We start from the raw sequence: 12,827 nt of genomic DNA, 5'->3' as shown, positions 1-12,827 counted from the left end.
CGCGGTAGCACCTCAGGTCCTCGGCAGCTCAGGCGTCGAGGCGGCGAGCCACGCATCGCGCATGAACCGCCGCACGTCCTCGTCCACGCGGATGTCGCTCGGCCGCAGCGGACGCGAGAGGTACAAGCCGTCCAGCGACGTGAGGCGGCTCAGCGCGACGTAGGTCTGCCCCGGCGCGAACGCCCCGGAGCCCAGGTCGATCACCGCTCGATCGTAGGTCTTGCCCTGCGACTTGTGGATCGTCACGGCCCAGGCCAGCCGCAGCGGGAACTGGGTGAACTCGGCGACGACATCACGGGAGAGCTTCTTCGTGTTCGGGTCGTAGGCGTACCGGAACCGCTCCCAGACGGCCGGCTCGACGTCGACCTCCTCGCCGTCGATCTCCACGCGCACTGTCCCCCCGAGGATGCGGGTCACCGTGCCGATGGTGCCGTTCACCCAGCGCGGCGGCTCTCCGGTCATCGCCGTGTCGTTGCGCAGGAACATCACCTGCGCACCCACCTTGAGCTTCAGCTCGGACTCGGCCGGAAGGGAGGCCTCGCCGCGGCCGAAGTCGCCGTTGACCTCCGCGCGTGCCGTCTGCTCCTTGCCCGGAAGCGCGGCGAGATGCCGGCTGTTGATGCTGTTGACGATGTCGTTGCGGGTGGCGAGGGTGATCATCGGCACCTCGCCCGGCTCGGGGTCCGGAGGGGTGCGCGCGCCCTGAGCGTTGAGGATCCCGGCGATGTCCGCCGTGACGCGTCCATAGCGGACGGCGTTGAGCATGGACTTGAAGCCGTCGTCCGACTGGCGGTGGATCTGCACGAGCTCCCGCACGTGCAGCTCGGCCCGGGTGTCGACCTCGAACAGCGCCCCTTCGCCCCCTTGGGCCCCTGAGCCTGTCGAAGGACCTGCCCACACCTTCGCATCGAAGAACCAGAACGACCGGTAGTGGTCCTTCACGTACCGTGCCTCATCCCCGCGCGGAGGGACCGGAGCCAGCTGGTACGGGTCGCCGAACATGACGATCTGCACGCCGCCGAACGGCTCGCCCCGCCGTCCGCGCGCTTGGCGCAGCGACCGGTCGATGGCGTCCATGAGGTCGGCGTTGACCATCGAGATCTCATCGATGACGAGAGTCTCGATGGCGTTGAGGATGCGGCGGGTCGCGTCGTTCTGATCGATGTCGCCGTCCCCGATGAGCCCGATCGGGAGGCGGAACAGGGAGTGGATCGTCTGCCCCTCCACGTTCAGCGCGGCCACGCCGGTAGGGGCGCAGATCGCGATCTGCTTCTTCGTGTTCCAGGCGAAATGCTGCAGCAGCGTGGACTTGCCGGTGCCCGCGCGTCCGGTGATGAAGACGTGCTCCGCGGTGTCCTCGATGAGCCGGAACAGCTCCTGCTGCTCCTCGGACAGGGCGGGAAGGGACACGGTTCTCACAGGGCTGGCGGGGCGGACACGGGATGCTCCCCCATGCTACGTGCCCCGTCGGGCACGGGTCCGCCGACGCTCGGCGTCCCCCCAGGACGCCCTCCTAGACTGACCGGCATGGAGCGGGCCGGGACGCGCGCGCCCCGGCGGTCGCGCCTGGGCGCCGATCTGGCGATCCTCGGGCTCATCGGCGTCCTCCTCCTGGCCGCGATCGGCGCGGGAGGTGCGACCCTCTACCGGCAGTTCTACGGCCCGTCGGCGTTCGTGGTCCGTTATCTCGATCTGCTCGCTGAGGGGCGGGCCGCCGACGCCCTCCGCGTGCCCGGCGTCGCGATCGACCGGGAGACCCTCGATGAGGCGGGCATCGACCCCGCCGCGTCCGAGGCGATGCTGCGACGCTCGGCCCTCGGTCCGCTCAGCGACGTCGAGGTCAAATCGGAGGAGCCCTCCGGCGACGGCACAGCGGTGACCGTCAGCTACCGCGCCGGCGGCCACTCCGGCACGAGCACCTTCCACGTCGCGCAGGACGGCTGGGCCGGCATCACACCGAACTGGCGGTTCACGACCAGCCCCCTCGCGGTCGTCGAGCTCACGGTGCGCGGGGCCGACCGGTTCGCCGTGAACGGGTTCGAGGTCGACCGCCGCCAGATCTCCGCCGCCGGGGCCGCGGCGCAACCCCTCGAACCTCTGCCCCTGCTGGTCTTCACCCCGGGGCTCTACTCCGTCACGGTCGACACCGCGATCGCGGAATCCTCCGGGCACGGCGTGCTCGCCGACGAGCCGCTCGCCGTGACCCCTCTCGATGTGCAGGCCGAGCCGACGGAGGAGTTCGTCGACGTGGTCCAGGAGCGGGTCGAGGAGTTCCTGACCGCGTGCACCACGCAGGAGGTCCTGCAGCCCACCGCGTGTCCGTTCGGCCTGCGTGTCGAGAACAGGATCGCTGCGCCACCGAAATGGTCCATCGCCCAGCAGCCGGAGATCATGGTCGCGCCGTCCGACGACGGCCACTGGCAGATCCCGACCACCGCAGCCATGGCGCACGTCGAGGTCGAGATCCAGTCTCTCTTCGACGGGTCCGTGGAGCCGGTCTCCGAAGACGTGCCCTTCCGGCTCAACGGCTCCATCGCCATCCTCCCGGACGGCTCGGCCTCGATCCGGGTCGGCTCCCCGGACGACCCGGTGCAGTGAACCCGGGGGCGGGTCAGCGGCGCTGGCGCTCCGCCGCGCGCTGATCCCGGGCGGCGAGGTCGGCGAGCCGCGCGTTGTACTCCTCCAGCTCGGCATCGCCGGTGCGATCGGCGTGCCGGTCTCGGCGTCGCTGGAGCTTGGTGTCGCTCCGGCTCCACTGGATCGCGACGGTGATGGCCAGGATGAGGGTCGGGATCTCTCCGATCGACCACGCGATGCCACCGCCCACGTACTGGTCGGTCATCGGGTCGGCACCCCAGTCGCGACCCATCGCGCCGAACCAGTCGGCGACCATGAGCCCCTCCTGCATCATGATCGCCATCCCGAAGAACGCGTGCATGGCCATCACGGCGATGAGGGTGATGAGCCGGCCGGGATACGGCAGACGGTAGGGCACCGGGTCGGCGCCGATCAGACTCATCACGAACAGGTAGCCCGAGATCAGGAAGTGGGCGACCATCCACTCGTGCCCGAGGTGCTCGAACATCGACCAGCGCACGAGGTCGGTGAAGTAGAACGCCCAGAGCGAGAGGATGAAGATCGCCGCCGCCACGATCGGGTGCGTGACCACCCGCGCGAACGGCGAGTGGACGGCCCACATGATCCATTCGCGACCGCCGCGCGTGCCGTCGTCGCGTTTGTGGATGGCGCGTAGGGCGAGGGTGATCGGCGCCCCGGAGACGAGCAGCAGCGGGATCGCCATCGAGAGCATCATGTGCCCGAGCATGTGCACGCTGAAGAGGTACTCCTGGTACGCGTTGATGGGACCGCCGGTCACCCACACCAGCAGCAGCAGGCCGAGCACCCAGAACACCGTGCGGTGGATCGGCCAGCGGTCGCCGCGCAGCCGGAGCCGGCGCACACCCGCGAGATAGAAGAAGAGTCCGAAGCCCGCCGCGACGAGCCACAGCACGTCGATGTCCCAGGCCGTGAACCAGCGCTCCAGCGTGAGCTCGGGCGGCAGCAGCGATCCCGTGAGGATCTGCGCCGGGGTCTGCGCGAACGCCGCGACCTCGCCGGTGGGCGGGGGCGTGCGCGCGAGCGCGGCCGCGGCACCGGAGGCGAGTCCCATCAGCGTCACCTCGCCGAGGACCAGGGCCCAGAACCAGCGGGACGCGCGCGCTCCGCTCAGCTTCGGAATGAGACGTGCGCGGTACCAGGCGCCGAGCAGCCCCATTCCGAGGAGCAGGATGGCCTTGACGACGACGATGAGCCCGTAGGGGGTCGTCCACACGGCCTCCCAGCTCCCGACAGCAACGATCGACCGGGTGAAGCCGGAGACCGCGACGACCGCGAAGGCCGCGATCGCGAGGGAGGAGTACCGGCGGACGAGCGTGGGCAGATCGAGGCCCTGCTGCCCGCGGAGGAGCACGAGGAGGAGCAGCCCGCCCAGCCACACCGCCGCGCCGATCGTGTGCAGGAGGATCGAGTTGACGGCCATGTTGTGCCCGTCGAGGTCGCCTGCGTGCCCCTGCGTCGCGAGCGGCAGGAACGACACCGCGGCCAGCAGGGCGGTGAGCAGCGTGGGCGTCCAGGTGCGCCAGGCGAACGCGAGCACCGTGATGACCGCGCCCAGGATCGTCGTGATCAGCCAGGACTGCCCCAGCGGGAGCTCGAGCAGGAAGCGCCCGAGCTGCGAGCCGAACTCGCGCTCGATGCTGAGCTGCGGGTTGAAGGCGGCCATGAAGGAGAAGAACCCGGCGAGTCCCGCGGCAACCGTGAAGATGGCGGCGCCGACCGAGGCGATGTTCAGGGCCGTGTCGAACGTGCGCTCTCCCGCTCGCAGTCCGAACAGGGCGAGCACCAGCGATCCGAGCATGAGTGCGCCGGCGAGGTTCATGACGAGCTTCGCGAGCGGTGTGCCCCACAGCACCACGGGTCCGGGGTCCTGCAGCAGCGGCGGGTTCGCCCCTCCTCCGACGAGCAGCGCCCAGACGAGGGCGACGCCGGCGGCGGCGAGGAGGATGACGAGGCCGGCGAGACGGTACGCCGACGTCGAGCGCGGCGTCTCGGTGCGGGAACTCACCCCTCCAGCCTAGGCGCGCGCAGCAGGGAGGATGCACGAAGGCCGCCCCCGGAGCGGGGGCGGCCTTCGAAAGGGTGCGGTCTTACTTGACGGCAGCCTTGAGCTTGGAACCGGCGGTCACCTTGACGCGCTTGCCGGCCGGGATCTTGATCTCGGCGCCGGTCTGCGGGTTGCGGCCCGTGCGGGCGGCCGTGTCGACCTGCTCGAACGAGATCCAGCCCGGGATGGAGACCTTGCTGCCCTTGGCGACGGCGTCGGAGACCGTGGCGAACAGCGAGTCGAGGACACCGGAGACGGTGGCCTGGCTCTGGCCGGTGGCGGAAGCGATGCTCGCGACGAGCTCGGTCTTGGTGATGGACTTGTCAGCCATGTCATCCTCCAGCGACGAAGGACCGTCGCATCGTGTGTGTGGGTACGAGGAGCGGGTGCTCCCCTTTGGTCGTGTGACCGCCTCGAATGTACCAACGGCCACCCGGATTTCCGCGTCATTTCGCGGGTTTCGACCTATTTCCCGGCGTGTCGCGTCACATTGGCCACTCGTGCCACAGGTTTTCGGCCGCACGCTCGCCGGTTCAGGCCCCCGCGCGGGATCAGGCACTCCCTGACATATGCGCCTGATCCGGCGTGATCGCCTGCGTTCCCGGGCATGCAAAAGGGGCGAGGATCCGAAGATCCCCGCCCCTTCTCGCTGGGTGCTTACCAGCTCGACTTGGTCACGCCGGGCAGCTCGCCACGGTGCGCCATGTCACGGAAGCGGACACGCGAGATGCCGAACTTCGTGAGGACACCACGGGGGCGGCCGTCGATGACGTCGCGCGAACGCACGCGAGCCGGCGACGCGTTGCGGGGCAGCTTCTGCAGGCCGACGCGGGCGGCCTCGCGGGCCTCGTCGGTGGCGTTCGGGTCGACCAGGGTCTTCTTCAGTTCGGCACGACGCTCGGCGTAGCGCTCGACGATGACCTTGCGCTGCTCGTTGCGCGCGATCTTGCTCTTCTTAGCCATGGATCAACGCTCCTCTCGGAATTCGACGTGCTGACGGATGACCGGGTCGTACTTCTTGAGCACGAGGCGGTCGGGGGTGTTGCGGCGGTTCTTCTTGGTCACGTACGTGTAACCCGTACCCGCCGTCGAACGCAGCTTGATGATCGGACGGACGTCCTGAGCCTTCTTGGCCATTAGAGCTTCACACCCTTCGCCTGGAGGTCCTTGACGACGTTCTCGATGCCGCGCGCGTCGATCACCTTGATGCCCTTGGCGGACACGTTGAGCGTGATCTTACGACCGAGCGAGGGCACGAAATAGGTCTTCTTCTGCACGTTCGGGTCGAAGCGACGCTTCGTCCGGCGGTGCGAGTGCGAGACGTTGTGACCGAAGCCGGGAACAGCTCCGGTCACCTGGCACACTGCTGCCATGATGATGACTCCTTCATTACCGTGAGACCGGACGGCCTCACCCAAGATCCCTTGTCTGCACGCCGCCCCGCATACCGATCTCTCGGCGGAAGAAGGGGGAGCACACGAACTGCGCACAGGAGCGTGCGCAGACGAAGAGTCAGTCTAGCACGGCCTCGGCCGGCCGTTCGAATCGCCTGAATGGCCCCATCTCAGGCCGAAAAGCCGCCATTCGCGCGATTCGAAGCGTCGGCGGCGCCCCGCCCCCACCGGAAGGCCGAGACCGTGGGGTCGCCGGGGATCCAGAAGCGCCAGGGGAAGGCGTCCGTCCCGGCGATGCCCGCCACCCCCACCCGCGGACCCTGGGCGACGTCCGCCATGGGAGAGGCGAGCCACAACTCCGCCCTGGCGCCGTTCTGCTCCTCGCCCGTGATGGCGTCCAGGCCATCGTGCAGGGAGTGCCGCAGCCCCGCGGCCTGTCCGAGCCGCCCTGGTCCGCGCGCGAGGTCCCGGAGAGCGGTGCGGCCGAGCGGCGGGACCGCACGTCGTCGCCGGGCCGCCGCCTCCACGCCGGACACGATCTCCCCGGCACGCAGCAGCACCCCGTCGCCCTGCCCCTCGGGGCCGCAGGCCACGTTGACGCAGGAATGGATGCCGTGGCTCAGGTACACGTACAGATGCCCGGGCTCGCCCCACATGGTCGCGTTCCGGGCGGTGCGCCCCATGCGGGCGTGGGACCCCGGGTCGGCCACCGCCCCCGTGCCCTGCCCGTGATACGCCTCGACCTCGGTGATGCGCACGCGCACCTCCACCGGGAGGCCGTCCTCGATGACCACGATCCGCAGCTCTGCGCCGAGGAGGGTCGGCGCCACCTCGACGGCGGAACTCATCACGTCGTCGCGGTTCGCGCGCCGCAGCGTCACGGGCTCCGTCACGTCAGAACCGCGGCGCCGTCTGGCACCAGGACGCATCGAAACCGGTCAGCGCGACGATCTCGTCCCCGGTCTTCATGTCGATGAGGTGGGTCTCAAGATTCTCCGGCAGCGGCAACAGCATGCCGTCGTACGGGTTGTCCGCCATGTCCGGCGCGATCACCACGGCGGCGTACTGCCCGCTCGGTGACGCGCAGGCCTGGAGGATCGAGTCGGCCGCACTCACTTCCACCAGCGGCGTGGCGGCTCCGGAGTCGTCGACGCGGATCACGGCCTGCCCCACCGGGAGGCCACCCTCATCCCGGGCGACGACGTGGCGCAGCGTCCCGCCGGGGAACGGGGTGATGGAGGTGGCGGTGCCGTAATCCGGCTCGGACGCGGCGAGCGGCTCCTCGGATCCGTCCGCGAGGTCGAGCTCGACGACCGACCCGTCCAGCCGCTCCACGATGGCGGTGTAGGTGCCGCGGGAGATGCCCTGGATGGTCGTCGCGAGGCCGAGGGACTGCACACCGGAATCGGTCGACTGGTCGACGAGGGACAGTGCGCCGTCGAAGTCGATGAAGAGGACGGCCGCACTGTCGGGCACGAACTGCCACACGAAGACGCTCACCTCCTTGTCGCCGACCTCGACGATGCGGGGTTCGTCGTCGCCGCTCAGCGACTGGGTGACGAGCACGCTCGCGCGCCCCTCGGTGTCGCTGAGCTCGCGATCGGAGTAGCTGTAGCCGACGAGGTTGCCGCGCTCGGACACCTGGATCGCGCCGACGTAGCCCTCGCCGGGCAACGCGAGCTCGCGCTGGTCGGAGCCGTCCCTGTCCATCACGAGGAGCCGCGACTGGTCGTCGTCCTCGACAGCGGCCACGAGCTGCGTGGACGTGGCCCGGAAGTCGTCGATGCGGGGGTGGGAGAACACCGGCTGCGCGTTCTCGCCGCTCAGGTCGGTGCGGAAGATGATGTCGTCGCCATCCGGGTCGCGGCGCAGGAGGAAGATCGACGACGCCGGCGTCTCGAAGGACGTCGTCAGGTCTGCGGTCGGGCCTCCGCCGGCGCCCGTGACTCCGGCGACGGTCACCGTATAGGTCGTGTCGTCGTCCAGCGGCACCGTGAACCGCACGCCCACGCCGCGACCGGCGGCATCGACCGTGAACGGCACCGACGGTTCGACCGTGACCTGTTCGGGATCGATCGCGGAGAGCGGCTGATTCGCCGTGAGGATGACGCGGCTCCCTGACGACTCGATGGCCTGTGCGGCGTCGACCTGCACGTCGGTGACCCGGGGGCCCTGGAGGAGGCTCACGATTCCGAGGCCGGTGCCGACGAGCACGAGCACTCCGACGACGGCGCCGATCGTGACGAGGAACCGGCGGCGGGACCATGGGGCGCTCCGCGGCGCCTCGTCGTCGGCGGGGAGGTCGGTCGTGGGCGTCCAGCCCGGCTCCGCCGCGTCTTCGACGACGCCGTCTGCTCGGGAAGCGGACGTCGGGCCCGCGGAGGTGAACACCGGTTCGGGCGCCTGCGGGATCGCGGGGATGCCGGCGGCCGGCTCCTCCGGAGCACGTGCGGCGGCTTCGCGCTCCGCTGCCGCACGCTCGGCCGCTTCGCGCTCGGCCGCTTCGCGCTCCGCTGCGGCTTCCCGGTCGACGGCTGCCTGCTCGGCGGCGACCTCCGCCGCCATGCGCTCCACGGCCGCTCGCTCCTCTGCGACCAGCTCCGCGTCGGCCTGTTCGGCTGCCGCGCGCTCCGCCGCGGTCTGCTCCTCCGCAGCGCGCTCCGCGGCCTCCCTGGCAGCACGCAGCTCGGCGCGGGTGCGTGGGACGTCGGGCGACTCCGGCCGCTCGTCGTCAGTACTCATACGGGTCCTTCGGCTCGTCGATCGCCACGACGTCGGTCGGCTCGATGTGCAGGGAGCCGTCTTCGTCCGCCCGCACCGTCCCGGTGACCTCGACCCACTGACCCGTCTTGTACGCGTCGGCATCCACACTCACCGGCAGCGCCGCCGTCTGGGCGTCGATGACGCAATGGGTGATCACGAGGCGTGTGAGGTTGACGTCGTCCCCCTCGCCGGGCGTGACGAAGCCCTGCAGCGTGACGGCGGCTCCGTCGTACGCCGTGGTGTTGGTCGCGGCGGCGAAGACGCTCGCCCAGTCGCCCACACCGAACGTCGACGTGTCCGCGACCCCGAGGGCGACGGTGTCGGCGCCGGCGAACAGCGCGCTCTCCTCCCCGGCTCGGGACATCGCGAGTTCCACCGAGAGCGAGGCGGGAGGCAGGACGAGCGCGGAGACGACGACGCCGGTCGCGACCACACCGCCGGCCAGCGCACCGGCTCCCGCGAGACGCCGGCGAGACGGCCCGGAGGAGTGCGCGGTCTCGTCGGACGAGGACGCCTCCGGCTCGGCGGAGCGCGAGGCCGCGGGGCCATGGTCGTGCCCGTGGTCCTCCTCGGCACCCAGCGGCAGTGTGCACGACCAGATGGCCCCGGCGAGCGTCACGACGGCGGCGGCGGATGCGAACCACACCGACTCCGGGCTGATGTAGAGGCTGAGGCGGTCGGTCACCGCGAGGCCGAGGGTGACGACGGCGACGACCGAGGCGAGACCGATCCCCAGCCACCGGGTGGCGAGGGCGCGGGAGCGGGCGGAGAGCTCAGGCAAGGACGTTCACCCCGATCCCGATCGCGAAGGCCGATGCCAGCACGACGGCGGTGATGCCGACGAGCGTCCTGGTGGTGAAGGTCGTGCGCATCAGCGCGAGCATCTTGATGTCGACGAGAGGCCCCACGAGGAGGAACGCGACCAGCGCCCCCGAGGAGAAGGTGGACGCGAACGACAGCGCGAAGAAGGCGTCGACGTTGGAGCAGATCGCCACGACGATCGCGAGCAGCATCATCGCGACGATGGACAGCACGGGGTTGGCGCCGATCGTGAGCAGGACGTCGCGCGGGATGAGCACCTGTACGGCCCCGGCGAGCGCGGAGCCGATCACGAGCGCCGGCATCACGGCCCGCAACTCCACGAGGAACTGCGTGAGACTGCGGCGCACGGGGGTCCCCGGTTCGTGCGTGACGCGCTCGCACGTGTCGACGAAGCGCTGTGTGAGCAGCGACTCCGGCGAGGGGTGGCGGCTGTAGATCCACCCGATGAGGTTCGCGATGAGGTAGCCGCCGACGAGACGCGCGACGAGGATGCCGCCGTCCCAGCCGAACGCGGCGTGCGTCGTGAGGATCACGATCGGGTTGACGATCGGCGCCGCGATGAGGAAGGTCAGCGCCTCCGCGGGGGCGAGTCCGCGCATCATGAGCCCGCGGGCGAACGGGACGTTTCCGCACTCGCAGACCGGGATGAGCATGCCGAGCAGGGAGAGCACGGCCCGGCGAGCCCACGCCCGTCGCGGGAGCCAGCGGTGGATGACGTCCGCCGGGAGCCAGACCTGCACGACGATCGACAGCAGCACGCCGAGCACGACGAACGGCAGCGCCTCGATGAGCACGCTGAGGGCGAGCGTCAGACCGTCCTGTGCCCGGGTCGGCAGCGAGGCGGGGAAGAGGGTGGGGAGGAAGGCGTCGATGAGGAACAGCGCCGCGACGATCACGGCGCCGATGCCGACGGTGATCCACGTCGAGCGCGGTGAGGGCGCTCGACGGTGCGTGTGGCCCGGACGGGTGGCCGTTCGTGCCGGGGCGGTCACGCTGTCGCAGCCCTCTCCGCGTCGCGCTTGTTCGCGCAGGGGGTGCAGAGCCCGAAGATGTCGACCACGTGGGCGGCTTCAGTGAACCCGTGCAGGGCGGCCGTGCGATGCGCCCACTGCTCCACGTCCTTCGCCTCGATCTCGACCGTGAGGCCGCAGGATCGGCAGATGAGGTGGTGGTGGTGGCCCTGAGTGGTGCACGCCCGGTAGAGCGCCTCGCCCTCAGGACTCTGCAGCGAGTCGGCGTCGCCGGCGGCCGCGAGCCCGGCGAGAGCGCGGTAGACCGTGGCCAGGCCGATCCCGGTGTTGTCGTCGCGGAGCGTCGCGTGGAGGCTCTGTGCGCTCACGAAACCGCGCGCGTCGGCGAGCGCTTCGCGCACGCGTTCGCGCTGCCAGGTGTTCCGTTGAGCCATGCCTTCGATTCTAGGCCGGGACGGTTGGCGAGGGCTGGGAGCGGCCCTCCCCGCTTCGAATCGCCCGATTGGCGGCATCTGCGGCCGAGATGGAGCAAAGTGCGCGATGTGAAGCAGGGTCAGACCCGGGTGACGCGGGAACGGACGCGCTGCACGATCCAGCACACGACGTAGATCGTGAAGGACAGGGTCGTGATGTAGGGGCTCACCGGGAGGGTCCCGGCGAGCGCGAGCAGGATCCCGCCGACAGCCGACACGAACCCGAACACAGCCGCCAGCACCGGCACCGCGACAGGGCCGGCCGTGATCCGCATGGCCGCGGCCGCCGGCGTCACCAGCAGCGCCATCACCAGCAGCGCGCCGATGATGTGCACGCTCACCGCGACGATGAGCCCCAGCAGCACCATGAACAGCAGGCTCACGGTGCGGGTGGGCACCCCGCGGGCGGCCGCCGACTCCGGGTCGAGCGAGTCGAAGCGCAACGGGTTCCACATCACGAGCAGACCGAGCAGCACCACGAGGCTGATGCCGATGAGCCAGCCGAGGTCGGGGCTCGAGACCGACACGATCTGCCCCGTCAGGAGGCTGAACCGGTTGGCGCTGCGGCCGTCGTACAGCGACAGGAACAGGATGCCGAGACCGAGCCCGAACGGCATGAGCACGCCCACGATCGAGTTGCGGTCCCTGGCCTTGGCGCCGAGGACCCCGATGAGGATCGCCGCCACGAGGGCTCCGCCGAGGGATCCGAGCACGACGCTGCCGCCGAACAGCAGCGCCGCCGCCGCTCCCGCGAAGGAGAGCTCGCTCACCCCGTGCACCGCGAAGGCCAGATCGCGCTGCATGACGAAGACCCCGATGAGGCCGCCGACGAGGCCGAGCACGGCACCCGCGATGATCGAGTTCGAGAGCAGGGCGACGAGCTCGCCGTAGTCCTGGAACGAGAAGATGTCGTCCCAGCCGACCATCGGGACGAGGGCGGACGCGGCGGTCATGCGGCGCCCCCGTGCTCGTGGTCATGGTCATGGTGCGGCTCCGCATCGGGGACGCCGACCACGACGAGCCGGTCGCCGGCGCGGAGCACGAACACGGGGGTGCCGTAGAGGTCCGTCAGCACGCGGGTCTGCAGCACCTCCTCCGGAGTCCCGAGGAGGAACCGGCCCCCGGCGATGTAGAGGATGCGGTCGACGCGGTTCAGGATCGGGTTGACGTCGTGCGTGACGAAGAGCACGGCGGCCCCGCGCTCCCGACGCTGCCTGTCGATGATGTCGGTGACGGCGACCTGGTTGGCGAGGTCGAGGTTCGACAGCGGCTCGTCGCAGAGGAGCAGCGCGGGCTCGTCGGCGAGCGCCTGTCCGACCCGGAGGCGCTGCTGCTCCCCGCCGGAGAGCAGGCCCACCCGGCGATCCGCATACGATGTCGCCCCGACCGCGGCCAGCAGCGCGTCGACCTTCGCCCGGTCGCCGCGGTGCGGGACCGGGAAGCCGAAGCGGCTGCCCTGCACGCCGAGGGCGACGAGGTCACGGGCCCGCATGCTCGTGTCGGGCGCGAGCGCGCGCTGCTGCGGGATGTACCCGATGCGGGCGTTGCCGCGGTGCACGGGCTCGCCGGCCACGCGGATGCTGCCGCGGGACAGGGGCTGGAGTCCCAGGATGCTGCGGAGGAGCGTCGTCTTCCCGGATCCCGACGGACCGAGGACCGCGATGAACTCGCCGGGCCGCACCGTGAGGTCGAGTCCCGACCAGAGCTCGCGGTCTCCCCGCTGCAGGGCACCGTCGGCGAT

Annotated in this window: 14 protein-coding genes; 1 reads left to right on the top strand and 13 read right to left on the bottom strand. The window is 70.4% G+C overall.

All coding sequences use genetic code 11. The annotated features are described in order from the left end of the window. Positions 1-12 precede the first annotated feature (12 nt). On the bottom strand, positions 13-1,410 hold the full coding sequence (locus tag KVS71_RS03315) for an AAA family ATPase (RefSeq protein ID WP_217583780.1): 1,398 nt from the start codon (positions 1,408-1,410) through the stop codon (positions 13-15). Between the two features lie 117 nt (positions 1,411-1,527). On the opposite strand from KVS71_RS03315, the gene KVS71_RS03310 reads away from it, so the two are divergent. Continuing rightward, positions 1,528-2,598, top strand: a complete 1,071-nt coding sequence (locus KVS71_RS03310; protein WP_144881749.1) for a hypothetical protein — start codon at positions 1,528-1,530, stop codon at positions 2,596-2,598. Between the two features lie 13 nt (positions 2,599-2,611). On the opposite strand, the gene KVS71_RS03305 is transcribed toward KVS71_RS03310, so the two are convergent. The 12 genes from KVS71_RS03305 to KVS71_RS03250 form a co-directional block, all read right to left on the bottom strand. Continuing rightward, a complete protein-coding gene (locus KVS71_RS03305; RefSeq protein ID WP_144881747.1) occupies positions 2,612-4,624 on the bottom strand; it encodes a cytochrome c oxidase assembly protein in 2,013 nt (670 codons plus the stop codon). A gap of 82 nt (positions 4,625-4,706) precedes the next feature. Next, positions 4,707-4,994, bottom strand: a complete 288-nt coding sequence (locus KVS71_RS03300) for an HU family DNA-binding protein (protein ID WP_017203554.1) — start codon at positions 4,992-4,994, stop codon at positions 4,707-4,709. 326 nt (positions 4,995-5,320) lie between these two features. Continuing rightward, a complete protein-coding gene (rpsN, locus tag KVS71_RS03295; protein ID WP_017829734.1) occupies positions 5,321-5,626 on the bottom strand; it encodes a 30S ribosomal protein S14 in 306 nt (101 codons plus the stop codon). Positions 5,627-5,629: 3 nt separating this feature from the next. Beyond that, positions 5,630-5,800, bottom strand: a complete 171-nt coding sequence (gene rpmG / locus KVS71_RS03290; RefSeq protein ID WP_017203558.1) for a 50S ribosomal protein L33 — start codon at positions 5,798-5,800, stop codon at positions 5,630-5,632. Then, complete coding sequence (gene rpmB / locus KVS71_RS03285) at positions 5,800-6,036, bottom strand: 50S ribosomal protein L28 (protein WP_025102729.1); 237 nt, start codon at positions 6,034-6,036, stop codon at positions 5,800-5,802. The genes rpmG and rpmB overlap by 1 nt, the downstream gene beginning before the upstream one ends. A gap of 191 nt (positions 6,037-6,227) precedes the next feature. Then, entirely contained in the window at positions 6,228-6,950 is a 723-nt protein-coding gene (locus tag KVS71_RS03280; RefSeq protein WP_368874541.1) for a DNA-3-methyladenine glycosylase, read from the bottom strand. Between the two features lies 1 nt (position 6,951). Continuing rightward, positions 6,952-8,799, bottom strand: a complete 1,848-nt coding sequence (locus tag KVS71_RS03275) for a hypothetical protein (RefSeq protein WP_254635356.1) — start codon at positions 8,797-8,799, stop codon at positions 6,952-6,954. Beyond that, positions 8,789-9,601: a TIGR03943 family protein gene (locus tag KVS71_RS03270; RefSeq protein ID WP_217583776.1), complete on the bottom strand. Its 813-nt coding sequence runs from the start codon at positions 9,599-9,601 to the stop codon at positions 8,789-8,791. The genes KVS71_RS03275 and KVS71_RS03270 overlap by 11 nt, the downstream gene beginning before the upstream one ends. Next, positions 9,594-10,634: a permease gene (locus KVS71_RS03265; protein WP_217583774.1), complete on the bottom strand. Its 1,041-nt coding sequence runs from the start codon at positions 10,632-10,634 to the stop codon at positions 9,594-9,596. Before KVS71_RS03265 ends, KVS71_RS03270 begins: the two co-directional genes overlap by 8 nt. Continuing rightward, complete coding sequence (locus tag KVS71_RS03260) at positions 10,631-11,047, bottom strand: Fur family transcriptional regulator (RefSeq protein WP_025102734.1); 417 nt, start codon at positions 11,045-11,047, stop codon at positions 10,631-10,633. The genes KVS71_RS03265 and KVS71_RS03260 overlap by 4 nt, the downstream gene beginning before the upstream one ends. Positions 11,048-11,166: 119 nt before the next feature. Then, positions 11,167-12,012 (bottom strand): metal ABC transporter permease, encoded by an 846-nt coding sequence (locus KVS71_RS03255; RefSeq protein ID WP_060923448.1) that lies wholly within the window; start codon positions 12,010-12,012, stop codon positions 11,167-11,169. Between the two features lie 23 nt (positions 12,013-12,035). Further along, on the bottom strand, positions 12,036-12,827 hold the full coding sequence (locus KVS71_RS03250; RefSeq protein WP_157547091.1) for a metal ABC transporter ATP-binding protein: 792 nt from the start codon (positions 12,825-12,827) through the stop codon (positions 12,036-12,038).

Origin of the sequence: Microbacterium sp. GbtcB4 (genome assembly GCF_019091465.1) — a bacterium.
GTDB classification, from domain to species: Bacteria; Actinomycetota; Actinomycetes; order Actinomycetales; family Microbacteriaceae; genus Microbacterium; species Microbacterium paraoxydans.
Note: the sequence above shows the minus strand (reverse complement) of the source record. Positions and strands in the feature narration are given on the sequence as shown.